Origin of the sequence: Rhodococcus antarcticus, from assembly GCF_026153295.1 — a bacterium.
In the GTDB taxonomy this organism is placed as follows: domain Bacteria; phylum Actinomycetota; class Actinomycetes; order Mycobacteriales; family Mycobacteriaceae; genus Rhodococcus_D; species Rhodococcus_D antarcticus.
The window spans coordinates 2,368,346-2,393,274 of record NZ_CP110615.1; the positions used below are offsets into that span (position 1 = coordinate 2,368,346).

At 73.3% G+C, this 24,929-nt stretch carries 18 protein-coding genes, 1 tRNA gene and 1 pseudogene; 7 read left to right on the forward strand and 13 right to left on the reverse strand.

All coding sequences use genetic code 11. The features are described from left to right. The first annotated feature begins 43 nt into the window (after nucleotides 1-43). On the forward strand, nucleotides 44-2,611 hold the full coding sequence (pepN, locus tag RHODO2019_RS11520; protein WP_265381936.1) for an aminopeptidase N: 2,568 nt from the start codon (nucleotides 44-46) through the stop codon (nucleotides 2,609-2,611). 78 nt (nucleotides 2,612-2,689) lie between these two features. Here pepN and RHODO2019_RS11525 read toward each other — a convergent pair whose 3' ends face one another. From RHODO2019_RS11525 to RHODO2019_RS11540, 4 genes are all read right to left on the reverse strand, one after another. After that, the gene (locus RHODO2019_RS11525; RefSeq protein ID WP_265381937.1) at nucleotides 2,690-3,256 is read right to left on the reverse strand and encodes a DUF5130 family protein; all 567 of its coding nucleotides are present in this window, start codon (nucleotides 3,254-3,256) and stop codon (nucleotides 2,690-2,692) included. Between the two features lie 4 nt (nucleotides 3,257-3,260). Beyond that, the gene (gene ctaJ, locus RHODO2019_RS11530) at nucleotides 3,261-3,521 is read right to left on the reverse strand and encodes an aa3-type cytochrome oxidase subunit CtaJ (protein ID WP_265381938.1); all 261 of its coding nucleotides are present in this window, start codon (nucleotides 3,519-3,521) and stop codon (nucleotides 3,261-3,263) included. A gap of 81 nt (nucleotides 3,522-3,602) precedes the next feature. Then, the gene (locus RHODO2019_RS11535; RefSeq protein ID WP_265381939.1) at nucleotides 3,603-4,853 is read right to left on the reverse strand and encodes an MFS transporter; all 1,251 of its coding nucleotides are present in this window, start codon (nucleotides 4,851-4,853) and stop codon (nucleotides 3,603-3,605) included. A gap of 147 nt (nucleotides 4,854-5,000) precedes the next feature. Then, on the reverse strand, nucleotides 5,001-5,549 hold the full coding sequence (locus RHODO2019_RS11540) for an HNH endonuclease (protein WP_265381940.1): 549 nt from the start codon (nucleotides 5,547-5,549) through the stop codon (nucleotides 5,001-5,003). Nucleotides 5,550-5,850: 301 nt separating this feature from the next. Here RHODO2019_RS11540 and RHODO2019_RS11545 point away from each other — a divergent pair, with 301 nt between their 5' ends. Genes RHODO2019_RS11545 through RHODO2019_RS11560 form a run of 4 tightly spaced genes read left to right on the forward strand, consistent with a single transcriptional unit; the run spans nucleotide 5,851 to nucleotide 11,018 of the window. Further along, nucleotides 5,851-7,956, forward strand: a complete 2,106-nt coding sequence (locus tag RHODO2019_RS11545; RefSeq protein ID WP_265381941.1) for a prolyl oligopeptidase family serine peptidase — start codon at nucleotides 5,851-5,853, stop codon at nucleotides 7,954-7,956. A gap of 32 nt (nucleotides 7,957-7,988) precedes the next feature. Then, nucleotides 7,989-8,936 (forward strand): mechanosensitive ion channel family protein, encoded by a 948-nt coding sequence (locus tag RHODO2019_RS11550; RefSeq protein ID WP_265381942.1) that lies wholly within the window; start codon nucleotides 7,989-7,991, stop codon nucleotides 8,934-8,936. 13 nt (nucleotides 8,937-8,949) lie between these two features. Continuing rightward, nucleotides 8,950-9,351: a globin gene (locus RHODO2019_RS11555; RefSeq protein ID WP_435532113.1), complete on the forward strand. Its 402-nt coding sequence runs from the start codon at nucleotides 8,950-8,952 to the stop codon at nucleotides 9,349-9,351. A 56-nt stretch (nucleotides 9,352-9,407) separates the two neighbouring features. Then, nucleotides 9,408-11,018, forward strand: a complete 1,611-nt coding sequence (locus RHODO2019_RS11560) for a glycoside hydrolase family 13 protein (protein WP_265381944.1) — start codon at nucleotides 9,408-9,410, stop codon at nucleotides 11,016-11,018. A gap of 42 nt (nucleotides 11,019-11,060) precedes the next feature. On the opposite strand, the gene RHODO2019_RS11565 is transcribed toward RHODO2019_RS11560, so the two are convergent. The 9 genes and pseudogenes from RHODO2019_RS11565 to RHODO2019_RS11605 form a co-directional block, all read right to left on the reverse strand. Beyond that, nucleotides 11,061-11,699: a DUF8185 domain-containing protein gene (locus RHODO2019_RS11565; RefSeq protein WP_265381945.1), complete on the reverse strand. Its 639-nt coding sequence runs from the start codon at nucleotides 11,697-11,699 to the stop codon at nucleotides 11,061-11,063. Next, nucleotides 11,692-12,063 carry an acyl-CoA thioesterase gene (locus RHODO2019_RS11570; RefSeq protein WP_265384740.1) on the reverse strand — a complete coding sequence of 124 codons (372 nt, stop codon included), beginning with the start codon at nucleotides 12,061-12,063 and terminating at the stop codon, nucleotides 11,692-11,694. The genes RHODO2019_RS11565 and RHODO2019_RS11570 overlap by 8 nt, the downstream gene beginning before the upstream one ends. Nucleotides 12,064-12,290: 227 nt before the next feature. Next, nucleotides 12,291-17,129, reverse strand: coding sequence for an NAD-glutamate dehydrogenase (locus RHODO2019_RS11575; RefSeq protein WP_265381946.1), 4,839 nt, complete (start codon nucleotides 17,127-17,129; stop codon nucleotides 12,291-12,293). A 104-nt stretch (nucleotides 17,130-17,233) separates the two neighbouring features. Beyond that, nucleotides 17,234-17,662: an acyl-CoA thioesterase gene (locus RHODO2019_RS11580; protein ID WP_265381947.1), complete on the reverse strand. Its 429-nt coding sequence runs from the start codon at nucleotides 17,660-17,662 to the stop codon at nucleotides 17,234-17,236. 4 nt (nucleotides 17,663-17,666) lie between these two features. Continuing rightward, on the reverse strand, nucleotides 17,667-19,346 hold the full coding sequence (ettA, locus tag RHODO2019_RS11585; RefSeq protein ID WP_265381948.1) for an energy-dependent translational throttle protein EttA: 1,680 nt from the start codon (nucleotides 19,344-19,346) through the stop codon (nucleotides 17,667-17,669). A gap of 36 nt (nucleotides 19,347-19,382) precedes the next feature. Further along, nucleotides 19,383-19,720: pseudogene (locus RHODO2019_RS11590) on the reverse strand (thiolase C-terminal domain-containing protein); the annotation flags it as partial. A 172-nt stretch (nucleotides 19,721-19,892) separates the two neighbouring features. Further along, nucleotides 19,893-20,363, reverse strand: a complete 471-nt coding sequence (gene ssb / locus RHODO2019_RS11595; RefSeq protein ID WP_265381949.1) for a single-stranded DNA-binding protein — start codon at nucleotides 20,361-20,363, stop codon at nucleotides 19,893-19,895. 278 nt (nucleotides 20,364-20,641) lie between these two features. Beyond that, a complete protein-coding gene (locus RHODO2019_RS11600) occupies nucleotides 20,642-21,850 on the reverse strand; it encodes an acetyl-CoA C-acetyltransferase (RefSeq protein WP_265381950.1) in 1,209 nt (402 codons plus the stop codon). A 61-nt stretch (nucleotides 21,851-21,911) separates the two neighbouring features. After that, nucleotides 21,912-23,948: a bifunctional copper resistance protein CopD/cytochrome c oxidase assembly protein gene (locus RHODO2019_RS11605; protein ID WP_265381951.1), complete on the reverse strand. Its 2,037-nt coding sequence runs from the start codon at nucleotides 23,946-23,948 to the stop codon at nucleotides 21,912-21,914. 98 nt (nucleotides 23,949-24,046) lie between these two features. On the opposite strand from RHODO2019_RS11605, the gene RHODO2019_RS11610 reads away from it, so the two are divergent. Further along, nucleotides 24,047-24,123, forward strand: a tRNA-Arg gene (locus RHODO2019_RS11610). 21 nt (nucleotides 24,124-24,144) lie between these two features. Further along, on the forward strand, nucleotides 24,145-24,924 hold the full coding sequence (locus tag RHODO2019_RS11615; protein ID WP_265381952.1) for an enoyl-CoA hydratase/isomerase family protein: 780 nt from the start codon (nucleotides 24,145-24,147) through the stop codon (nucleotides 24,922-24,924). Nucleotides 24,925-24,929 lie beyond the last annotated feature (5 nt).

The window sequence follows — 24,929 nt, forward strand, 5'->3', positions numbered from 1 at the left end:
GCGGTGATCCCGCCCGACGACGACGACGAAGAGGTGCATCTGCGTGACGGCCCCGAACCTCACCCAGCAGCAGGCCCAGGATCGCGCGGACGTGCTCGCGGTGCAGCGCTACGCGATCACGCTGGACCTGACCGACGGGGCGGGCGGTGCCGGCACGTCGACGTTCGACTCCCGCACCACCATCACCTTCACGGCGACGCCCGGGTCCACCTCCGTGGTGGACCTGGTCGCACCCACCGTGCACGGCGCGACGCTGAACGGCACCGAGCTGGACATCTCCGGCTACGACCCCGAGCAGGGCATCGTGCTGCCCGACCTGGCCGAGCGCAACGAGCTCGTGGTCCACGCCGCGTGCGAGTACTCCCGCACCGGCGAGGGCCTGCACCGCTTCGTCGACCCGGTCGACGAAGCGGTCTACCTCTACAGCCAGTTCGAGACCGCGGACGCCAAGCGGATGTTCGCCTGCTTCGACCAGCCGGACCTCAAGGCCGTCTTCGACCTCACCGTGACCGCTCCCCAGGACTGGCAGGTGATCAGCAACTCGTCCGCGACGTCGACCGAGGGCGGCGTGCACGTCTTCGCCACGACCCCGCGCCTGAGCACCTACCTCGTCGCCCTGATCGCCGGTCCGTACGCGGTGTGGACCGACAGCTACACCGACGCCCACGGAACCATCCCGCTAGGGCTGTACTGCCGCAGCACGCTCGCCGAGCACATGGACGCCGAGCGGCTGTTCGCCGAGACCAAGCAGGGCTTCGCCTTCTACCACCAGAACTTCGGCACGCCCTACGCCTTCGGCAAGTACGACCAGCTCTTCGTGCCCGAGTTCAACGCCGGGGCCATGGAGAACGCCGGCGCCGTGACCTTCCTGGAGGACTACGTCTTCCGCAGCCGCGTCACGTCCGCCCTCTACGAGCGGCGCTGCGAGACCGTGCTGCACGAGATGGCACACATGTGGTTCGGCGACCTGGTCACCATGCGCTGGTGGGACGACCTGTGGCTCAACGAGTCCTTCGCCACCTACGCCTCCGTGCTCTGCCAGTCGGTGGCCACCGAGTACACCAGCGCCTGGACGACGTTCGCCAACCTGGAGAAGAGCTGGGCCTACCGCCAGGACATGCTCCCCTCCACCCACCCCATCGCCGCGGACATCCCCGACCTGGCCGCCGTGGAGGTCAACTTCGACGGCATCACCTACGCCAAGGGTGCCTCCGTGCTCAAGCAGCTGGTGGCCTACGTGGGCCAGGAGGACTTCCTGGCCGGGCTGCGCGCCTACTTCGCCGAGCACGCCTACGGCAACGCGGAGTTCGCCGACCTGCTCCGTGCTCTCGAGGCCTCCTCCGGGCGCGACCTGTCCGACTGGGGCGCGCAGTGGCTCAAGACCACGGGCCTGAACACCCTGCGACCGGAGTTCGAGACCGACGCCGACGGCCGCTTCACCTCCTTCGCCGTCCTGCAGGGACCAGCGAGCCCGGGGGCCGGCGAGCGGCGCACCCACCGCCTGGCCGTGGGCGTGTACGACGACCAGGACGGCCGCCTCGTGCGCACCCACCGCGTGGAGCTCGACGTCTCCGGCGAGCGCACGGAGGTCCCCGACCTGGTGGGCGTGCACCGCGGCGAGCTGGTGCTCGTCAACGAGGACGACCTGACGTACTGCTCCCTGCGGCTCGACGACCGGTCCCTGGCCACCCTGGTCGACCGCATCGCCGACGTGGCCGAGCCCCTGCCCCGCACCCTGTGCTGGTCGGCAGCCTGGGAGATGACCCGCGAGGCCGAGATGAAGCCGCGCGACTTCGTGGCGCTGGTGCTCTCCGGGCTGGCCGGGGAGACCGAGGTCGGCGTGCTGGGGCGGCTGCTGCTGCAGGCCCAGACCGCGCTGGCCAGCTACTCCGAGCCCGGCTGGGCCGCCGGACAGGGGTGGCCCGCCTTCACCGACAAGGTCCTGGAGCTCGCGCGGACCGCCGAAGCCGGCTCCGACCACCAGCTCACCCTGGTCGGCTCGCTGGCCTCCTCGGTGCTCGGTCCGCAGCACACCGCCGTCCTGCGTGGGCTGCTCGACGGCGACCCGGCCGCGCAGGGCCTGCCCGGGCTCGTGGTCGACACCGACCTGCGCTGGTCGCTGGTGCAGGGTCTGGCCGCGGCCGGCGAGCTCGACGCCGCCGGCCTCGACACCCCGGAGATCGACGCCGAGGTGCGCCGCGACCCGACGGCCGCGGGTGAGCGCCAGGGGGCACGGGCCGCCGCCCTGCGCCCGCAGCTCGCCGCCAAGGAACAGGCGTGGCAGCGGGCCGTGCACGACGACACGCTCAGCCACGCCGTCGGGCGGGCGATCATCGGTGGGTTCGGGCGACCGGGCCAGGGTGAGCTGCTCGAGCCCTTCGTCGACCGCTACTTCGCGGAGGTCTCCGACGTGTGGGCGCGCCGCTCCAGCGAGGTGGCCCAGGCCGTCGTCGTGGGGCTGTTCCCCACCTGGTCGGTGCGTCCGTCCACGGTGGACGCGGCGGACGCGTTCCTCGCCGAGGAGCACCCGCCCGCCCTGCACCGGCTCGTGGTCGAGGGTCGCGCGGGTGTCGTCCGCTCCCTGGCGGCCCGGGAGTTCGACGCGAGCTGACGTGCGACGACGCCCCCGTCACCGGCATTGCCGGTGACGGGGGCGTCGGGATTCGCGCAGGGTCGGGATTCGTGCAGGTCAGTGCCCGGCGGGGCCGGCCTGGTCGGCGAGCATCCGGAGGGCGCTGACGAGCCCGCCGGCGAGGTCACCCTCGCGGAAAGAGGCGACCATGGCGGTGACGGCCAGCCGTGCGGCCCGGTCGGTGACACGTCGCTGCACCGAGGAGCCGGTGACGAGCTCCACGACGCGCTCCCCGGGGGACACCGCGATGAGGACGGCCTCGGGGGCGGCGGCACCCAGGCCGGCGAACATCTCCTCGGCCCGGGCGCGGGTGTCCTCGCCCAGCTCGCCGAGGTAGACGCTGAACGCCACGCCGGTCTCCCGGCCCGCGAAGGTCAGGGCCTCGTCGAGGCGGGAGAGCTGCTGGGGGGTGAACGGCAGGGTCGGTCGGTCCGCCTTCTGCATGCGGGCGACGGAGACCCGCGAGAGGTTCACGACGGCGGCACCGTGCGCCAGCTCGTCGTCCTCACGTCGGCCCGTGGGGGTCTGCGGACTGCCGTCCGGGGTCTCCACGGCCCGGGCGGCCTCCAGGTCCTTCTCGGCACCGCTCTCCACGAGACCACCCTTCACGAGATCACCCTTCACGAGATCACCAGGTGCCACGAGCTCCGCCTCCCACGGTCGACGGGCGGTCCGACGACCCCGCGGTGAGCTGCGGCACCGACGAGTGGTGGGCGGTGCCCACCCCCTCCGGGTTGGCCGACCACCACACGGGCGCGTGCTCCCACGGCTGGCCGCTCCGGTAGCGCGGGCGCTTGCCCAGCCGCGGTGCCATGGTGACGAGGGCGAGGACGGCCAGGGCCCCCACCGGGATCAGGACGTAGACCAGGACGGTCTCGGCGACGCTCACAGCGGGAACCGTAGCCGACGCGCCCGCCGGGTCCGCGCCAGTGGGGTCGAGATCGTTCCCGCGCCGCCCGCGTTCTCGCCCTCAGGCGGTGGCGGACTGCCGCAGCGGTGAACCCGACCGGTGTGCGGCGCGCAGCGCAGCGCGCGTCAGCCCCGCCACCACGAGCACCAGGACCCCGGCCGCGACGTGCACGACGGCCATCGAGGTCGCCGTCGCCAGCACGCCGGCCACCAGTGCGCCCAGGGGCATCGCTCCCCAGGTGACGGCCCGGCTGGCGTTGCTGACCCGACCGAGCAGGCCCTCCGGGGTCAGCCGCTGGCGCCGCGCGGAGGCCAGCACGTTCCACAGGGCGAACCCGATGCCGGTGACCAGGTAGCAGGTCAGCACCACCGGGACGCGCGGGACCAGGCCGATGACCACGTAGGCCCCGCCGACCAGGACCAGCGCGAGGGTCATCACCGAGCCCTCGCCCCATCTCGACGCCGTGGGCGTGACCAGCCGCGAGCCGACCAGCAGTCCGACGGCCTGCAGCACGAGCACGAACGGGACCAGTGCGATGGGGAGGTCGAGCACCTGCAGCGCGTACAGGGTGGTGATGGCCTCCACCGCTCCCGTGGCCAGCGAGGTCCACGCCATGACCGAGACCACCAGCCGCAGCCCGCGGTCGGCCAGCACGGCCCGCACGCCCTCCCGGACGGCCCGCAGCAGCGGCTCGGCCGGACCGCCGCCGCCGTCCTCGGCGACGAGCGCGCGCGGGAGGCGGGTCACGAGGGCCGCGGCGGCGAGGAAGGTCAGCCCGTCCACGGCGAACGCGAGCGCGGGCTGCACCGCCACCAGCACGCCGCCGAGCAGCGGGCCGGCGAGGTGCAGGGTGAGCGACTCCACGGTGCGCACGCGCGCGTTGGCGGGGACCAGGTCGGCGGGCCCGGCTGCGCCCACCAGGAGCACCTGCGAGGCCGCATCGGCGAACGTCTCGGCCACGGTGAGCATAAACGCCAGGGCGCACAGCAGGGCCACCGTCGAGGAGCTCTGCAGCAGGGCGACCACGAGCACCCCGGACAGCGCGGCCCGCACCAGGTGCGCGACCAGCAGGGCGGTGCGGGCGTCCCAGCGGTCCACCAGCGCACCGGAGGGCACCGAGAACAGCAGCCACGGGACGAGCTCCGCGGCGGCCACCGCGGTCACGGCGAGCGGGCTGCCGGTCATGAGGGCGGCGACCAGCGGCAGCGCGACCATCCGCACGCCGTCGCCGAGCACCGAGACGCCCCACGCGACCAGCAGGCGCCGGAACGCGGTGCCGTCCACCCCGGAGGCCGGTCCCGACCGGGGCACGGCGGCCACCCTGTGTCGTCCCACCCCCCGCACCCCCCGGCCGTCCAAGATCAACCCTGGCGAGGGTAGCCGTCACCCGTTCGGACGAACAGACAGCGCACAACGGTTCCGCCCGGACGGCCCAGCGCGACACGCCCGGGTGCGGCGTCAGGCCGCCGGCTCGCCCAGGTAGCGCGCCCACTCCGGCTCGACGGCCTCGGCGGCCACCAGCAGGCGCCAGTGTCGCCCCCTGGGGGGCACGAGGACTGTGCGCAAGGTCCATCCGAGCTCGCTGAGCAACGTGTCGGCCTTGCGGTGGTTGCAGTCCGAGCAGCAGGCCACGCAGTTCTCCCAGGAGTGCTCGCCACCCCGGCTGCGCGGGACGACGTGGTCGATGGTCTCGGCCTTGGCACCGCAGTACGCGCACCGGAACCGGTCCCGGTGCATGAGCGCGGCCCGGGTCATGGGGATGCGGGCGCGGTAGGGCACCCGGACGTAGGTGCGCAGGCGGATCACCGACGGGACGTCCACCGACGTGCCCGCGGAGTGCAGGACCAGGCCGGAGGGATCGCCGTGCACCACGTCGGCCTTGCCACGGAGCAGCAGGACCACCGCCCGGCGCAGCGGGAGCGCGGTGAGCGGCTCGTAGGTGGCGTTGAGCAGCAGGACGCGGCGCGTGACCCAGGCCGGCGCGACGTGGTCGTCGACGGCGGACACCGCCGGTGCGACCGTGTTCCGCGCTTGGGCTGCGTCCCGTGCTTCGGCGGTGCCCGGCTCCGTGGCACGGGGGACCCCGCGGAGCGCCGTGGAGCGCGGCGGCCGGTTCGACCGGCCACCGGTGGGTCTGCGTTGTCGTCCTGGCACGCACCACCTCCCGCGAAGGTGGAACCATCCGACCACGCCGACGCCGGTCACGCACGACTTTTGTGCGACCAGCCCGTCGCGGGGGCGCACGGCCCGCGGTGCGGCGAACCGTCGGACCGTCGGACCGTCGGACCCACTGCCTAGGGTCGAGGGCGTGAGCACCGACCCGAACACCTACCCCGCCGCCGACCGCTCGGCCCTCGTCGAGGACCTGCACGGACGCTCCGTCGCCGACCCGTACCGCTGGCTGGAGGACGCGGCGGACCCGCGCACGGCCGCGTTCCACGCCGCCCAGGACGCCCTGACCGGACCTGCCCTGGCGAGCCTGCCGGGTCGGGCGGCACTCGGTGACCGCCTGCAGCAGCTGCTGGACGTCGGGGCCGTCTCCACCCCGGCCTGGCGCGCGGGCCGGGCGTTCTCGGTGCGGCGCGACCCCGGCCAGGAGCACGCGGTGCTGCTGGTCACCGAGCCGGACGGCACCGAGCGGGTCCTGCTGGACCCTGCGTCGCTGGACCCCTCCGGACTCACGACGCTGGACGCGTGGACACCGAGCCGCGAAGGTGACCGGCTCGCCTACCAGCTGTCGGTCGGCGGGGACGAGGAGTCGCTGCTGCACGTCCTGGACGTGGACAGCGGGGAGCTGCTCGACGGCCCGGTCGACCGCTGCCGCTACTCCTGCGTGGCCTGGCTTCCCGGCGGCGAGGAGCTGTACTACGTGCGGCGCCTGCCTCCGGAGCAGGTGCCGGCCGGGGAGGAGCAGTTCCACCGGCGCGTGCTGCGGCACCGGGTGGGCGCCGACCCGTCCACCGACGTGCTCGTCGAGGCCCCCGGCATGTACGACGACCCGACCTTCTACTTCGGGGCCACGGTGAGCGCGGACGGCCGCTGGCTCGTGGTGGCCGGCTCACCCGGCACGGCACCCCGGGACTCGGTGTGGATCGGGGACCTGGCCAGCACCGGCGAGCTCGTGGTCGTGCTCACCCAGGCCGACGGAGTCAAGGCCAACGCGTGGGTGGAGGACGGGCGCCTGCTGGTGCACACCACCCTCGGCGCGCCCCGATGGCGGCTGTGCGCCGCCGATCCGGCCGCGCCGCAGCCGGTAAGCTGGACCGAGCTGGTCGGCGAGGACGCGGGCTCCGTGCTCGAGGGCGTCCGCGTCCTGCAGCCCGGCGGCGAGCTCGTCCTGGCCCGCTCCCGGCACGCCGTGGCCGAGCTGGCCCTGCACGCGCCGGACGGTGCGCCGCTGGGGGCTCCCGCCCTGCCCGGTCCCGGCTCCCTGACCGGCCTCTCGGTGGCCGACCGGCTGACCCCCACCGGCGCTGGCCGCGTCTGGGTGGGCTGGACCGACTTCGTCACCCCCACCCAGGTGCACCGCCTCGACGTGGTCGACGGGACGTCCGAGCTCGTCGCCTCGGCCCCGGGTGCGGCCGACGTGCCGGGGCTGCACACCCAGCAGCTGGAGTACTCCTCGGCCGACGGCGAGACCATCCGGATGTTCGTCATCAGCGCCGGTGCGGAGCCGGACCGTCCCCGCCCGACCCTGCTCACCGGCTACGGCGGCTTCTCCGTCAGCCGGGAGCCCGGCTACGCCGCCTCCGCCCTGGCCTGGGTGCAGGCCGGCGGGGTGTGGGCCCTGCCGTCGCTGCGGGGTGGGGGCGAGGAGGGCGAGGCCTGGCACCGGGCGGGCATGCGGGAGAGCAAGCAGAACGTGTTCGACGACTTCCACGCGGCGGCGGAGACGCTGGTGGCGCGCGGGTGGACCACCCCGGCGCAGCTCGCGATCATGGGCGGCTCCAACGGAGGGCTGCTGGTGGGCGCCGCGCTCACCCAGCGCCCGGCGCTGTACCGGGCCGTGGTGTGCTCGGCCCCCCTGCTGGACATGGTCCGCTACGAGCGCTTCTCGCTCGGACGCACCTGGAACGACGAGTACGGCACGGCCGACGACCCGGTCGAGCTGGGCTGGCTGCTGGGGTACTCCCCCTACCACCGGGTGGTCGAGGGCACGGCGTACCCGGCCACGCTGGTCACGGTGTTCGCCTCCGACACCAGGGTGGACCCGGTCCACGGGGCCAAGCTCACCGCCGCCCTGCAGCACGCCACCTCGGCTCCGGTGGACACCGCGCCGGTGCTGCTGCGCACCGAGGGTGACGTGGGTCACGGAGCGCGCTCGGTGTCGCGCACGGTGGCCCTCACCGTGGACCAGCTGGGCTTCCTGGCCCTGCACACGGGCCTGCGGCTGGACGACCTGAGAGGATCCTGAATGTCCACAGTAGACATCGTTACGATGGTCGGGTGACCCCCACCGCGAGCGACCTCGCCCTCAGCGACACCGCCCAGGAGTGGCTCGTCGTGCGTCCGCTCCAGATCCTGGCGATCGTGGTCGGCGCCGTGCTGGTCCGCTACCTCGCCCAGCGGCTGATCGACGGGCTCACCAAGGACCGTGGACCCGGCCAGGTGCCCGCCCTGCTGCGCCCGCTGCGCGACCGCGCTCCCGAGCGGGTGCGCACGGCGGTGAGCCCGCTCGTGCACGAGCGCCGCAAGCAGCGCGCGCACACCATGGGATCGGTGCTCAAGTCGGTCACGTCCATCGCGGTGCTGAGCCTCGCCGTGATCTACGTGCTGGGGGTGCTGGGCCTCGACGTGGCGCCGCTGATCGCCTCCGCCGGGATCGTCGGCGTGGCCCTGGGCTTCGGTGCGCAGAACCTCGTGCGCGACTTCCTGTCCGGCATCTTCATGATCCTCGAGGACCAGTACGGGGTGGGCGACGTCGTCGACCTCGGCGAGGCCAGCGGCGTGGTGGAGACCGTCGGCCTGCGGGTGACAGCGCTGCGGGACATCAACGGAACGCTCTGGTACTGCCGCAACGGCGAGGTGCTGAGGGTGGGCAACAAGAGCCAGGGCTTCGCCGTGGCCGTGCTCGACCTCCCGCTGGCGCACACCACCGACGTGGACGTCGCGTCGGCCGTCGCCGCCCGCGTCGCCGCCGAGGCCACGGCCGAGAGCCCGCTCTCCGAGGACGTGCTCGAGCCCGTGCAGGTCCTCGGGGTGGACAAGGTCACGGCGGACACGGTGACCCTCCGCATCACCGTCAAGGTCCGCCCGGGGCGGCAGTGGGCCGTCCAGCGCGCGCTCAACCAGCGCATCCTCGACGAGTTCGACGAGCAGGGGATCCGCCCGCCCTACCCGCAGGGCCGCTTCGGCGGCCTCGCCGAGGCCCACGCGCCCGGCACGGCGCCCTGACCGGCAGGATGGGGTGGTGAGCGAGACAGCAGCGCAGACCTTCTACGACGCGGTCGGTGGGCACGACACCTTCGCCACCCTCGTCGGCCGCTTCTACGAGCGCGTGGCACTGGACCCCGTGCTGCGACCGCTCTACCCGGAGCAGGACCTGGGCCCGGCGGAGGTGCGGTTCCGGATGTTCCTCGAGCAGTACTGGGGCGGTCCCCGCACCTACTCCGACCTGCGCGGACACCCCCGGCTTCGGCTGCGGCACGCCCCCTTCGCCGTCGACGCCGCCGCCCGCGACGCCTGGCTGCGGTGCATGGAGCTGGCCCTGGCGTCCATCGGCTCCGACACGATCGACGACGAGCACCGCACCGCGCTGTGGACCTACCTCACGTCGGCCGCCGACAGCCTGGTGAACACCCCGGGCTGAGGCCGGGTGGGCCACGAGTCGTGTCCCGGCCTCCGGGTTTGGCAGGATCGTGCCCCGTGCGTAGAACCCAGGCCGGTCCCAGCCCCGTCAGCCCTGCGCAGGGCTGGTGGCAGGACGCGGTGTTCTACCAGGTCTACCCCCGTTCCTTCGCCGACTCGAACGGTGACGGGGTGGGTGACCTCGAGGGCGTGCGCAGCCGGCTGGGGTACCTGGAGCTGCTGGGGGTGGACGCGCTCTGGCTGAGCCCGGTGATGCGCTCGCCGATGGCCGACCACGGCTACGACGTGTCCGACCCCCGGGACATCGACCCCGTCTTCGGTGACCTCGCGGCCATGGACGCCCTGGTGGCCGACGCCCACGACCACGGGCTGAAGGTCACGATGGACCTGGTGCCCAACCACACCAGCGACGCGCACGCGTGGTTCCAGGCCGCCCTCGCCGCCGGTCCCGGCAGCGAGGAGCGGGCTCGGTACCTGTTCCGCGACGGGAAGGGCCCCGACGGGGCGGAGCCACCGAACAACTGGCCGAGCATCTTCGGCGGCCCGGCGTGGACACGTGTCACCGAGGCCGACGGCGAGCCCGGCCAGTGGTACCTGCACATCTTCGCCGCCGAGCAGCCGGACCTGGACTGGACCAACCCCGAGGTGCGCGAGGACCTGGAGCAGACCCTGCGCTTCTGGCTGGCGCGCGGAGTGGACGGTTTCCGCATCGACGTCGCGCACGGCATGGCGAAGCCCCCCGGCCTGCCCGACATGGACCCCCAGCTGCTCGCCGACAACCAGCTGCTGGCCAACAGTGACGACGACCCGCGCTTCGACCACGACGGCGTCCACGAGATCCACCAGATGATCCGCTCGGTGCTGGACGAGACTCCCGGCGCGATGGCGGTCGGCGAGATCTGGGTCGGCGACGACGAGCGCTTCGCCCGCTACGTGCGGCCCGACGAGCTGCACCTGGGGTTCAACTTCCGCCTCGTGGAGGCCGAGCCCGTGGCCGACGCGGTGCGGGAGGCCGTCGAGCACTCGCTGGCGGCGGTGGCCTCCGTCGGCGCCCCGCCCACGTGGACGCTGTCCAACCACGACGTGGAGCGCCACGTCACCCGCTACGGCGGCGGTGAGCTCGGCGTGCGACGAGCCCGGGCCATGGTTCTCGTGGAGCTCTCCCTGCCCGGCGCGATCTACCTCTACAACGGCGAGGAGCTCGGGCTGCCGAACGTGCACCTGCCCGAGGATGCCCTGCAGGACCCGGTCTGGGAGCGGTCCGGACGCACCGAGCGCGGCCGGGACGGCTGCCGCGTGCCGCTGCCGTGGGAGGGCACCGAGCCGCCGTTCGGGTTCTCCACCAGCCCCGACACCTGGCTGCCGGTGCCGCCCGAGTGGGTCTCGCTGACGGTGGAGGCGCAGCTCGAGGACCCCGGCTCGATGCTCTCGCTGTACCGCGGCGCTCTCGAGGTGCGGTCGACGCGGCCGGAGTTCTCCGGCACCGACCTGGAGTGGTACGGAGCGCCGGCCGGCTGCCTCGCCTTCCGGCGCAAGGGCGGCGGGCTCGTGTGCGCGCTGAACACCTCCTCCGAGCCCGTGCCCGTTCCGCCGGGCGAGGTGCTGCTCTCGAGCGTGCCCCTGGTGGACGGGCTGCTGCCCCCGGACGCCGCGGTCTGGCTGGTGTAGGCGGCCTGCGCCCCGTGCGTGGGTGTTGGGGACGGCCTGCGATCAGCCGATCAGCAGCGGGATCTGCGGGTGCCGCCGACGCAGCACGGACCCCCAGCGCGCGTCCAGTCGCAGCCAGCCCCCCGTGGCCCGCACGCGCACCAGCTCGTCACCGCGCTCGCCGACGAACCCCATGCCGGACAGCGCGAACACGCAGCGCAGCGGCACCGCCACCTCGTGGCCGCCGCCGTGCACCGTGAGCACGACGGAGTCCAGCAGCGAGGCCGGCGGCCCCTGGGGGCCCGCGTGCTCCTTGGCCAGCGCCACGCCCTGCTCGGAGAGCTCCGCCAGCACCGAGGCCGGGACGTCGTCCACGTGCACGAACCCGTCCTCGGGGGGCAGCGCGGAGCGCCACGAGGCGTCCACCGGGAACCCGGGGTCCACGGAGTCGGCACGCTGCACCGCCAGCGCCGTCAGCAGGTCGGCCGAGTTGACGGTGGTGTCGGCCGGCACGAGCTCCCCGCGCACCACCCGGGCAGCGATGACGTCGAAGCCCGTGGACGCCCAGGCCCCCACCTGACCGTCCGACCGTGCCCGCAGCCGCACGATGCCGTCGGGGTCCAGCCGCACGGCCCGCCCGACGAACTGCGCCAGGTCGTCCCGCTCACCGGCGTCGGCCACCGTGAGCCCCCGCTCAGCCACGGACGTGCACCTGCAGCGACTCCCGCTCCTGCGCGCTGAACCGGCGCGGACGCTGCGCCACCATGTCGAAGGGCACCATCTGCGTGCTCGCGGTCACCGAGGGGGCGGCGGCCGCATCCGCGGCCGGACGCACCTCGTACTGGACCACCGCGTCGGCGGCACGCAGCCGGGAGATCCACATGAGCACCTCGAGCGGGCCGTCGAGGTGGGTCAGCTGGCTGCGGTAGCGCACGTGCAGGTCGGCGACCACGGAGCCCTTGGCCATCTCCTCGGTCGGAGAACCCGGCTGGAACAGCCAGATCACCCGCGCCTCCTCCAGCAGCGTGACCACGCGGGCGTTGTTGACGTGTCCGTAGGCGTCCATGTCCGACCAGCGCACCGGCACCAGCGCCCGGTACCCCGCAAGCGCGCTCACCGCGCGACCCTCCACACCTGCTGCGCTCACCGCGCGACCCTCCACACCTGCTGCGCTCACCGCGCGACCCTCCACACCTGCTGCGCTCACCGCGCGACCCTCCACATCTGCTGCGCTCACCGCGCGACCCTCCACATCTGCTGCGCTCACCGCGCGACCCTCCACACCTGCTGCGCTCACCGCGCGACCTCGACCCTGGCGCCCGTGCCGCGCACCATGCTGCGAACCTGGCGGGCGGCCACCGACAGCATCGCCAGGTCGAGCGTGCCCACCTCGGCGATCTCGGCCAGCGCGGTCCGGGCGCGCGCCATCCGGGAGGCGTTGGCCTGCTCCCACTGCTCGATCTTCTCCGCCGCGGACTCCTCGGGCTCGGACAACGACAGGACGTCCAGGGTCAGCGAGCGCAGGGAGCCGTACAGGTCGTCGCGCAGCGCGAGCCGGGCCAGCGAGTGCCAGCGATCGCCGCGCTCGAGCTCGGAGACCGCCGTGAGCATCAGGTCCACCCCGAGGTGCTCGCTGAGGGCGTAGTACAGCTCGCCCACCTCCTGCGGTGCGCGCTCCGCGATGTCGGCCACCTCCACCACGTCCAGCAAGCCGTACACGTGCAGCAGGCCCACGATGCGCTCGGCCAGCACGCGCGGTGCACCGCGGTCGACGTAGCCCTGCACCTGCCCGGCCACCACCTCGGCCTCGGCTCCGCACAACCACCCCGGTACGCGCGGGGTCAGCGCGTGCACGTCGGCAGCGAAGCGGCTGATCTCCGCGCCCACGGCTAGCGGCTGCGGACGGTTCGACAGCAGCCATCGCGAGGCCCGGTCGAGCAGCCTCCGGGTCTCCAGCGCCAGGTCGTCGGTCAGCCCGGTGGGGACCCCCGCCCCGAGCCCGCGGACCTGGGTCCACACGTCGGCGAGGTCGAAGACCACCGTGGCTGCAGCGTGCGCACGCACCGCGTCCGTCGTCGACGCACCGGCCTCCTCGGAGAGCCGGAACGCGTACGAGATGCCGCCGGTGTCCACCACCTCGTTCACCACCATCGTGGCCACGATCTCGCGGCGCAGCGGGTGCCCCGCCACCGCCGCCGGGAAGCGCTGCGGGAGCGGGTGCGGGAAGTAGTGCGGCACCCGCCGGGCGAACACGTCGGACTCGGGGAGCTCGCTGGCGAGCACCTCGTGCTTGAGGGCGAGCTTGACCTGGGCCATGAGCGTGGCCATCTCGGGCGAGGTGAGTCCCTGGCCCGCCTGCTCCAGGGCACGGAACCCGGCCTTGGTGGGCAGCGCGTCCAGCGTGCGGTCGAGACCACCGGACTGCTCGAGCCGGGCCACCAGGCGGGCGTGCACGCCGAGCATCGGTGCCGAGTTCGCCCGGCTGATGCCCATGAGCTCGTTCTGGTCGGCGTTGTCGGACAGCACCAGCCGGGAGACCTCGTCGGTCATCGACTCCAGCAGCGGGTTCCGGTCGGCGGCGGCCAGCGAGCCGTCGGTGACCAGAGCGTCGAGAAGGATCTTGATGTTGACCTCGTGGTCGGAGCAGTCGACACCGGCGGAGTTGTCCAGGGCATCGGTGTTGACCTTGCCCCCGGCACGGTCGAACTCGATGCGCCCGCGCTGGGTGAGCCCGAGGTTGCCGCCCTCCCCCACCACCTTCACCCGCAACTGGCTCCCGTTGACCCGCAGCCCGTCGTTCGCCTTGTCCCCCACCTCGGCGTGGGTCTCCGCCCCGGCCTTGACGTAGGTGCCGATGCCGCCGTTCCACAGCAGGTCCACCGGGGCCAGCAGCACCGCCCGCACCAGCTCCTGCGGAGACAGCCGCACCACGTCGTCGTCCAGGCCCAGGGCCCGGCGCACCTGCGGGGTGATCGGCACCGACTTCAGCGTCCGCGGGTAGACGCCACCCCCGGTGCTGATCAGCGAGGTGTCGTAGTCGGCCCAGGAGCTGCGCGGCAGGTCGAACACCCGCTTCCGCTCGGCGAACGAGGTGTCTGCCACCGGATCCGGGTCGAGGAACACGTGCCGGTGGTCGAAGGCCGCCACGAGCCGGAGGTGCGGGCTGAGCAGCATGCCGTTGCCGAACACGTCCCCGCTCATGTCACCGACGCCGACCACGGTGAACTCCTGGCTCTGGGTGTCGACCCCGAGCTCGCGGAAGTGCCGCTTGACGCTCTCCCAGGCGCCCTTGGCGGTGATGGCCATGCCCTTGTGGTCGTAGCCGGCCGAGCCGCCGGAGGCGAAGGCGTCGCCGAGCCAGAACCCGTAGTCGGCGGCGACGGAGTTGGCGATGTCGGAGAACGTCGCCGTCCCCTTGTCCGCCGCGACCACGAGGTAGGTGTCGTCACCGTCGTGGCGGACCACGCGGGCCGGGGGCAGCACGGTGCCCGAGACGGGATCGAGGTTGTCGGTGACGTCGAGCAGCGCGGCGATGAAGGTGCGGTAGCAGGCGACGCCCTCGGCCTGCAGCGCCTCGCGGTCGACCGTCGCGTCGCCGGTGGACGCGGGCGGGTGCTTCAGCACGAACCCGCCCTTGGCCCCGACGGGAACGATGACGGCGTTCTTCACCGCCTGGGCCTTGACCAGCCCCAGCACCTCGGTGCGGAAGTCCTCGCGCCGGTCGGACCAGCGCAGCCCGCCCCGGGCCACCGCGCCGAAGCGCAGGTGCACCCCCTCCACGCGCGGGGAGCAGACGAACACCTCGAACCGCGGGCGGGGCTGGGGCAGCTCGGCGATGCCGCGAGGATCGAGCTTGAGCGCCAGGGACGGCCGGTGCGCCCCGCTGGCGTCGGTCACCCAGTGGTTGGTGCGCAGGGTCGCCTGCACGAGCGAGAGCATGGCCCGCAGGATGCGGTCGGCGTCCAGGCTCGTCACCTCGTCCACCATCGCCCCCACCGCGGCGACCCGTGGGTGCAGCTCCTCGGGGGTGGGCACGTGCTCCAGGGCCGGGTCGAGCTTGGCCTCGAACAGCGCGACGAGCGCGGCGCAGATGGGCGCGTTGTCCAGCACCACCTGCTCGACGTAGGCCTGGCTGAACGGCAGTCCCGCCTGGCGCAGGTACCGGGCGAAGGCGCGCAGCACGGACACCTGCCGCCAGTCGAGCCCGGCGTGCAGCACCAGCGCGTTGAACCGGTCGCTCTCGCACAGCCCGCTCCACACCGCCGTGAAGGTCTCGGTGAAGCGTCCCGCCACGCCGTCCGGGCTCCCCGCGAGCATCGCCGGGTCCACCAGCAGGCCGAAGTCGTAGATCCAGCAGGGCAGCCCGTCCGGGCGGTGGACCTCGTACGGGCGCTCGTCGAGCACCTCCACGTCCATGCTCTGCAGCAGCGGCAGCACGTCGCTCAGCGACACCCGTCGCCCGCCGAGGTAGAGCGTGAAGCGCAGCTCGCCCGGGGCACCGCCGTCGCGGCGGCGCAGGGACAGGTCGGTGCCCCCGTCGGTGAGTGCCTCCAGCCGGGCGATGTCGGCCACCGCGTGCGCGGCGTCGAAGTCCTCCTTGTAGCTCTCCGGCAGCTCGCGCGCGTAGCCGGCCAGCAGGTCCGTGTGGGCGGCAGCCGGGTCGACGTCGGCGGTCGACGCCGCCTCGGTCAGCCGGTCGTCCCACGTCCGGCTCGCCTCGTTGACGAGCTCCTGCACCCGCTCCTGGGTGCCGGCGGGCAGCTCGGCGCGGCCGGGGGTGTGCACCGTGACGTGCAGCAGCGCCAGCGCCGACTCCGTGACCCGTGCGGTGTGCTCCAGGCTCACCCCGCCCAGCTCGCGCAGCAGCACCTCCTGCACGGCCGTCCTCGTGCGCGTGGTGTAGCGGTCGCGGGGCAGGTAGACCAGGCAGGACACGAAGCGTCCGTAGGTGTCCCGGCGCAGGAACAGCCTCGCCGAGTGCCGGTCGCCGAGGCTGGTGACGGCGGTCACCGTCTCGAAGAGCGTGTCGGTGTCCGTCGCGAAGAGCTCGGTGCGCGGGTAGGTCTGCACCACCTCGAGCATCGCCTGGCCGGAGTAGGAGTCCAGGTCCACGCCGGCCCGCTCGACCACGGTGCGGGTGCGCCGGGCCAGCACCGGGATGTCCAGGACGTTCTCGTGCAGCGCGCTGACGGTGAAGATGCCCAGGAAGCGGTGCTCCCCGGTGATGGTGCCGTCGACGTCGAAGGTCCGCACGCCCACGAAGAACGGGTACACCGGACGGTGCACGGTGGTCTGGGTGGAGGCCTGGGTGAGCACGAGCAGCCGGTCGCTGACGTCGCCGCGGTCACCGTCGGGGCCCGTGTTGGCGCTCGCCCGTCGGGCCACGTCGTCGTCGCGCAGGACGCCGAGCCCGGAGGAGGGCACAGCCCGCTCCTGCACCGCACCGTCGACGTGGACCCGCTCGTAGCGCCGGTAGCCGAGCACGGTGAAGTTGCCGTCGGCCAGCCAGCGCAGCAGGGCGGCGGCGTCGAAGACGTCCTCGTGCGGGAAGCCCCCCGAGTCCGAGGCCACCTCGAGCGCCGCGGCCAGCTCGCGCTGGGTGGTCCGCATCCGCTCGGTGTCCTCCACCACCACCCGCACGTCGGCGAGCACGTCGAGGACCTCCTCGGACAGGGTGGCGAGCACGTCGTCGCCGAGCCCGGCCTCCAGCTCGAGGAACATCCACGACTCCACCAGGGCGTCGGAGGGCGGTTCCTGGGCCGCGCAGTCCGCGAGCACCTCGGTGAGCAGGCCCTCGGAGTCTCGACGCACCACCACCAGCGGGTGCACCACCGAGCGCACCCGCACCTCGGCGCGGCTCAGCGCGGCCGTGACGGTGTCGACGAGGAACGGCATGTCGTCGACGACCACCTGCAGCACCGGGGTGGGGTGCGACCAGCCCTCGCCCGCACGACGCAGCGCCACCAGCGCCGTGCCCGGGGCGCGACGTGCAGCCAGCTCGCGGTGCGCGGCGACAGCGGCCCTGGCGGCCTCTCGATCACCCACCACCACGTGCTGGAAGTAGCGCTCCACCAGCGCGGACAGCTCGCCCTGCTCGTGCCCGGTGCCCTCGCCCTGCGCCGCCTCGCCCACTGCTGACCCATCCCCGTGCTCGACCCGTGCCGGCGGCCAGTGCTGCTCCACCGGGTCCTGCCGATCACCCTAGCCACTGGGCCGGACGCGGCCGGGCGCGTCCTTCAGGCCCGCGCGTCGGGCTCGTCGAGCAGCGCGGTGAGGCCGGTGCGCTCGACGTCCTCCAGCGGCCGCGAGGACTCCGCGACCGGGTCGAACCCGACCAGCACGGTGACCACGCGCGCGTAGGTGGACCCGTCCGGCTCGGGGTCACGGATGGTCTGCACCAGCGTGAACGACCGGTTGCCGAGGTGCGTCACGACCACGTCGACAGCCACCTGCCCGTCCCGGTGCACCAGGGGCAGGAGGTAGTCGATCTCCTGGCGAACCACGACGAACGGGCTCCGGTCGTCCGGGTCGAGACCGACCGCCCGGGCGAAGAACGCGATGCGGGCCTCCTGCGCGTACTCCACGTACCGCACGTTGTTCACGTGGTGCAGCGCGTCCATGTCGCCCCACCGGGACTGCAGGAGGAACCGGAAGGGGCTGACCACCGGATCAGTCGCGGGTGAGCTTGCGGTGGGTGACCCGGTGCGGGCGCGCCGCATCCGGGCCGAACCGCTCGATCTTGTTGGCCTCGTAGCCCTCGAAGTTGCCCTCGAACCAGAACCAGGACGCCTCGTTGTCGCTGAGGCCGCCCTCCCAGGCGAGGATGTGGGTGCAGGTCCGGTCGAGGAACCACCGGTCGTGCGAGATCACGACGGCGCAGCCCGGGAAGTCGTCCAGCGCGTTCTCCAGGGACCCGAGCGTCTCGACGTCCAGGTCGTTGGTCGGCTCGTCCAGCAGGATCAGGTTGCCGCCCTGCTTCAAGGTCATCGCCAGGTTCAGCCGGTTGCGCTCCCCGCCGGAGAGCACCCCGGCCGCCTTCTGCTGGTCGTGGCCCTTGAACCCGAACGCGCTGATGTAGGCGCGGCTGGGCATCTCGGTCTGGCCGACGATGATGAAGTCCAGCCCGTCGGAAACCGTCTCCCACACGCTCTTGGCGGGGTCGATGCCGGAGCGGTTCTGGTCGACGTAGCTGAGCTTGACCGTCTGGCCGATCTTGACCTCGCCCGAGTCGGCGTCCTCGAGCCCCACGATGGTCTTGAACAGCGTGGTCTTGCCGACGCCGTTGGGGCCGATGACCCCGACGATGCCGTTGCGCGGCAGCGTGAACGAGAGGTCCTTGATGAGCACGCGGCCGTCGAAGCCCTTGTCGAGGTGGCTGACCTCCACGACGACGTCGCCCAGGCGGGGCGGCGCAGGGATCTGGATCTCGTCGAAGTCGAGCTTGCGGTTCTTGTCGGCCTCCGCCGCCATCTCGTCGTAGCGGGCCAGGCGGGACTTGCTCTTGGCCTGGCGGGCCTTGGCACCGGAGCGCACCCAGGCCAGCTCGTCCTTGAGCCGCTTCTGCAGCTTCTGGTCCTTCTTGCCCGCCACCTCGAGGCGCTCGGACTTCTTCTCCAGGTACGTGGAGTAGTTGCCCTCGTAGGGGTACAGGTGGCCGCGGTCGACCTCGGCGATCCACTGCGCGACGTGGTCGAGGAAGTACCGGTCGTGGGTCACGGCCAGCACGGCGCCGGCGTAGGCGGCCAGGTGCTGCTCGAGCCACAGCACGCTCTCGGCGTCGAGGTGGTTGGTGGGCTCGTCCAGCAGGAGCAGGTCCGGCTTGCTCAGCAGGAGCTTGCACAGGGCCACGCGGCGCTTCTCCCCCCCGGAGAGGTGGGTGACGGCCTCGTCCGGCGGCGGGCAGCGCAGCGCGTCCATGGCCTGCTCGAGCTGCGAGTCGATCTCCCACGCGTCGGCGTGGTCGAGCTTCTCCTGCAGGTCCCCCATCTCCTCCATGAGCTCGTCGGAGTAGTCGGTGGCCATCAGCTCGGCGATCTCGTTGTAGCGGTTGAGCTGCACCATGGTCTCGCCGAGGCCGTCCTCGACGTTCTGCCGGACCGTCTTGGTCTCGTCGAGCACCGGCTCCTGCATGAGGATGCCGACCGTCGCGCCGGCCGCGAGGAACGCCTCGCCGTTGCCGGGCTGGTCGAGCCCCGCCATGATCTTGAGGATGCTCGACTTGCCGGCGCCGTTGGGCCCGACGACGCCGATCTTCGCGCCCGGGTAGAACGACATGGTCACGTCATCGAGGATGACCTTGTCGCCGTGCGCCTTGCGCACCTTCTTCATGGTGTAGATGAACTCAGCCATGGCCCCCAGCCTAGTGGCCCCGCGCGAGGGCGTCGGTCACCCGCAGACGACCAGGCTCACCACGGTCGCGGCGCTGCCACCGATGTTGAGGGTGGCCACCCGGTGCGCGCCCTCGACCTGGGTCGCACCGGCGCGCCCGGTCACCTGGCGGGCGGCGTCACCGAGCATCCGGACCCCGGTGGCGCCCACGGGGTGGCCGAGCCCGATCACGCCTGGCCGGGTGGGGTGAGGCCCAGGTGGTCCAGCGCCACGTGCTCGGTGATGGTGAAGCAGTCGTGGGTCTCCACCGCGTCGAGCTGGGCGGGGCCGGAGATCCCGGCGCGGCCGTAGGCGTCGGTGATCGCGGTGCGCAGGTGGGGCAGCAGGTAGGGCTCGCAACGGCTCGCCGCCCTCCCGCGCGACGGTGCGGACGAAGTCGGACTGGTAGCTGCCGAGCACGTGCACCTGGGAGGGCATGGGCCCAGCACCACCCCGCGCGGGCCGTGCGTCCACGCCCGTCCGCCCCGGCGCGGGGGCACCGGGGCGGGTCGTGGTGGTCCCGGCGGCTCAGGCGTCCACGGTCTCCTCGGCCGTGAGCTCCTCCGCCGTGTCCGGCACCGACACCTCGAGCTGCTCGATCTGCTCCTCGGCGGCCGAGGAGGCCACCCCGGCCGGGAGCTTCTTGGTGCGGTCGATCGAGGCGATGCACCGCGAGAGGTCGATCCCGACCGTGACGGCGTCGAGCTCTGTGGTGTGCCGGCGCTGACCCTCCACCTCGTAGCTGCGGGTGTAGAGGCGTCCGGTCACGACCACCGGGTCACCCTTGGCGAGCGCGTACGCCACGCCCTTGACCAGGCGGCGCCAGCAGGTGACGTTGGCGTACAGCGTCTCGCCGTCGACCCACTCCCCGGAGGTGCGGTCGAAGCGCCGCTCGTTGCTGGCCATGCGGAAGCTGATCAGCTCCGCACCCTCGGCGGTGGTGCGCCGGCGCAGGTCCTGGATGACGGTGCCGACCAGGGTCACGTGGGTCTCGTTCATGGTTCTCTCCTCAGCTCGACCGCCAGGACCTGGGTGCCTGGTCGGTGGCCGGTCGGTGTGACCGGTGGGGAGAGCCTGCGTCGGGACCGAGGTGGGTGGGCGGAGCCTTCCGGTGCCTGTGGACAGCTCGGGCGGGTGTGGACGGACGGGCCCGTCGAGGGCCGTGCGGCCCGGTTCTGTCGGGGCGCTGTGCCAGGGTCCCGGGCGCCGTCGGGCTGCCCGCGTCCCACGACACCGCGCCCGCGGGATGCGCCTCTGCCTCAGCCGCCGACGCCCGGTCAGACCCGCTCGAACACCGCCGCGAGGCCCTGCCCGCCGCCGATGCACATGGTCTCCAGCCCGTACCGGGCACCGCGACGGTCCATCTCGCGCAGCAGCGTGGCCAGGATCCGCGCGCCCGTGGCGCCGACCGGGTGGCCGAGGGAGATGCCGGAGCCGTGCGGGTTCAGCCGCGGGTCGTCGGGCTCGATCCCCCAGGTGCGGGTGACGGCGAGCGCCTGGGCCGCGAAGGCCTCGTTCAGCTCGATGACGTCCATGTCCGCGAGCCCCAGGCCCACCCGGCCCAGGGCCTTCTCGCTGGCCGGCACGGGACCGATCCCCATGGTCCGCGGCGGCACCCCGGCCACCGCCCAGCTGACCACGCGCGCCAGCGGCCGCAGACCCAGGGCCGCGGCCCGCTCGGGCGTGGTCACGATGCACACCGCGGCGCCGTCGTTCTGCCCGCTCGCGTTGCCCGCGGTCACGGTGGAGTCCGGGTCCGCAGCCAGCCGCACGGGCCGCAGCTTCGCGAGCGACTCGAGGGTGGTGTCCGCGCGCGGGTGCTCGTCGGTGTCCACCAGCACGTCCGCGCCCCGCCGCTGCGGCACGGCGACGGGGACGATCTCGTCGGCGAACACGCCGGCGGCCTGCGCGGCCACGGCCCGCTGGTGCGACCGGACGGCCAGGGCGTCCTGGTCGGCACGGCTGATGCCGAGCTCGGCCCGCAGGTTCTCCGCCGTCTCGAGCATGCCGCCGGGCACGGGGAAGTCGCGGCCCCCCGCGGTCACCCGTCCCCGGGCGAGCCGATCGGCCAGCTGCACGCCGTCACCCCGCACGCCCCAGCGCATGCCCTGGGCGTAGAACTCGACCTGGCTCATGCTCTCCACGCCGCCGGCCAGCAGGAGGTCGCTCGCTCCGGTCTGCACCTGCATGCACGCCTGCAGCACGGCCTGCAGGCCGCTCCCGCAGCGACGGTCGACCTGCAGCCCCGGCACCTCGATGCCGAGCCCTGCGTCCAGGGCCACGATCCGCCCGATGGCCGGGTTCTCCCCCGACGGGTTCGCCTGCCCCAGGATGACGTCGTCGACCTGGGCGCCGGTGATCCCGGTCCGGGCCACGAGCTCGCGGACCACGGCCACGGCGAGGTCCTGCGGCGCAAGGCCGGCGAACACCCCCCCGAACCGGCCGACCGGGGTGCGCAGGGGCTCGCAGATGACGGCATCGGGCACGGGGTCCTCCGGTTCGGTGACGGCGGTGTCGCGTCGATCAGATCACGACCGGCGGGGCTGCTCAGGCGCGGGGGGCGGAGTCCCGGCGACGCAGCTCGGCGAACATCGCGTTGTGCGCGGCGAGATCGGCGTCGTCGTCGTTGACCGCAGCCCGGTCGGTCCGCCTGGCGATCTTCTCGTCCGCCCGCGACCACTGCACGACCAGCGCGAGCATGACGAGCAGCAGCGGGAGCTCCCCGGTGGCCCAGGCGATCCCTCCCCCCAGCCGCTGGTCACCCAGGAGGTCGCTGTTCCAGGACAGGCCCAGCGAGCGGTACCAGCTGCCGGCGAGCAGCTGCGTGGTGCCCATCAGGATCACGCCGAAGAACGCGTGGAACGGCAGCGCCGCGAAGACCAGGCCGAGCTTCCCGATCGGGGGGAGCGTCCGGGGAGCGGGGTCGACGCCGATGGCCAGCCAGTAGAAGAAGTAGCCGGAGAGCAGGAAGTGCGCGTTCATCAGCACGTGCGCGGAGTGGTGCGGCGCGGCCAGGTCGAACAGCCCCCCGAAGTACAGGGCGTAGAAGCTGCCCACGAACAGGGCGAGAGCGATGGCTGGGTGCGACACGACGTGGGCGATCCGGCTGTTCAGCGCGAGGACGATCCACTCGCGGGGTCCGGGGACACCCTGCTTGCCCGCGGTGGGCAGCGCGCGCAGCGCCAGGGTGACGGGCCCACCGAGGACCAGCAGCACCGGGACGAGCATGGAGAGGGTCATATGGTTGGCCATGTGGATGCTGAACACCGCGGTGGAGTAGCGCCCGACGCCCGACGAGGTGGCCACGAGCAGGACTAAGCACCCGGACATCCAGGCGACCGTTCGGCCGACGGGCCACGCGTCACCCCGGGCGCGAAGCCGCCGCACGCCGAGCCCGTAGAGCACGGCGAGCACGATCGCGGCCGTGCCGAAGACCAGGTCGAAGCGCCAGTCCAGGGCCAGCCGGGCCAGGGTGGGCGGACCGGCGAGGTCGTAGCCCAGCTCGACGTCGGTGAGGCTGGGGATCTCCGTGGTGACCGGTGGCGGGGTGCGGCTGAGACCGACCGCGAGACCGATGGTGGCCATCAGCACGAGCACCTCGACCCCGGCGAGGCGGACGAGCGGGCCCCGGGCGGTGGGGTCGGCGGCCAGCGCGGCCACGGAGCTCCGCCGCTGGGCCCACCCGAAGCCGCCGAGCACCACCAGCGCGGCGACCTTGGCGAGCACCAGGCGCCCGTAGGTGGTCGTCAGCAGGTCGGACACGGGCAGTCGCACCGCCGCGTTCATCACCCCCGTGACCCCCATGACGACGAAGGCCACGAGCGCGATCGCCGAGAAGCGCCGGGTCGCCACGTCGGTGTGCGCGCCACGGCGTCGGGCGTGCGCGAGCAGCGCGGCCAGTCCGCCGGCCCAGATCGAGGCGGCCGCGATGTGGAAGACGAGGCTGTTGGTCGCGATGTCGTGCGAGCCGCCGCCCGAGGAGTGCCCGGACAGGCCGAGCGGCAGGAGGGTGGCCAGCGCCAGCACGAGCAGTGGCGGGGTCCAGCCCCAGCGCAGCACCACCCGGGCACCCACGGCGAGCAGGAACGCCAGCGCGGCCGTCCACACCCACGACTTCGCGACGTCGACCTGCCCGACCGAGCTGATGATGACCGACGGGCTCAACGCGGCCGCGAGCGGCTGCCCGGAGGTGTCGGACAGGCTCAGCGGGACCATGAGGACGGCGCACACGCACCAGACAGCCGCAGCCGTGCTCGCCGTGCGCACCGCGCGGTAGCCGTCCACGTCGAGCACACCGCTGCGCTGGGGGGGCACGAGGAACGCCGCGAGAAGCAGGAACCCGATCGCCAGGACCGCCGCGACCTCGCCGACGCCGGTGACGAGGGGGAGCCCGTAGGTGGTGAGAGCACCCGGGTCGGGCAGGCCGAGCAGCACCAGGGCCCGGGCGGTGGAGACGGCCGCGAGGGCGGCGGCCACCAGACCGGCCAGGCCGGCGGCCGCGACCAGCAGGCCACCCGTGGGGCGCGGGCCGTCGGCGGGGGACGCCGCGAAGACGGGATCGGGCGCTGCTTCGCGGACGGCCATGGGACCAGGATAGGAGCCCCACGGCGCGGCGGTCGGCCCAGGTGCGCAGCTGTGAGGTGCGTGACCTGCGGCAGCGCTCCGCTACCCTTCGGCCGCACGCCTCCGTAGCTCAGGTGGATAGAGCAAGGGCCTTCTAATCCCGAGGTCGCAGGTTCGAGTCCTGCCGGGGGCACCACGCGCTGGCTACGCTGCGGCGGTGACCACTGCTGAGGACGCCGCTGTCTCCACCACCCGCGAGGGGGCGGTCGCCACCGTCACCCTGCTGAGGCCCGGGTTGTCCGTGGCGGTGAAGACCCAGCTGCGCGACGCCCTCCACGAGGTCGCGGCCGACCCCTCGGTGCGTGCGGTCGTGCTCACCGGCTCCGGCCGGGCCTTCTGCTTCGGCCAGGACCTCGCCGAGCACGCCAAGGTCCTCGACGCGGGGGCCTCCACCGCGCTGAGCACCGTCACCGAGCACTACAACCCGATCGTCGTCGCGCTGGCGACCATGCCCAAGCCCGTGCTGGCGGCGATCAACGGCACCTGCGTGGGTGCCGGGCTCGGGTTCGCCCTGGCCTGCGACCTCCGGCTGGCGGCGGCCGGGGCACGGATGGGCACGGCGTTCACCGCAATCGGGCTGACCTGCGACTCCGGGCTCTCGGCGAGCCTCGTCCGAGCGGTGGGCTCCTCCCGGGCCGCCGAGCTCGTGCTGCTGGCCGAGACCTTCACCGCCGAGCAGGCGCAGGGCTGGGGCCTGGTCCGCGACGTGCTCCCGGCCGCCGAGCTCGCGGACGGTGCGGCCGCCCTGGCCGCCCACCTGGCCGCAGGTCCCACCTCCGCCTACGCCGAGTCCAAGGCCCTGATGGCCGACCCGCACCTGGTCGAGGTCCTCACCGCCGAGGGAGCGGCCCAGGCCCGCCTCGGCCGCACGGCCGACCACCACGGTGCGGTCCGCAGCTTCCTGGCCAAGGAGAAGCCGAGCTTCAGCGGCCGCTGAGACGC